Annotated in this window: 1 pseudogene; it reads left to right on the top strand. The window is 76.4% G+C overall.

The features are described from left to right. A pseudogene (locus tag JHD64_RS21325) lies at positions 1 to 326 on the top strand (hypothetical protein); the annotation flags it as partial.

Raw genomic sequence — 326 nt, forward strand, 5'->3', positions numbered from 1 at the left:
CCCCCCCCCCCCCCCCCCCCCCCCCCCCCCCCCCCCCCCCCCCCCCCCCCCCCCCCCCCCCCCCCCCCCCCCCCCCCCCCCCCCCCCCCCCCCCCCCCCCCCCCCCCCCCCCCCCCCCCCCCCTCTTAATGATCCGGCGACCACCGAGATCTACACTGTTGTTCGTTCGTCGGCAGCGTCAGATGTGTATAAGAGACAGGTCTACAGCGAGGCCGACGTGCTGCTGGAAGACCCGCAATGGCAGCGCCGCCTGCGCATCAGCCGCAGCGGATCGGCCAGCGTGGTGGTGTGGAATCCCTGGCAGGACAAGGCCGCACGCCTTGCCG

The organism is Aquitalea sp. ASV15 (assembly GCF_016429115.1).
Taxonomy (GTDB): domain Bacteria; phylum Pseudomonadota; class Gammaproteobacteria; order Burkholderiales; family Chromobacteriaceae; genus Aquitalea; species Aquitalea magnusonii.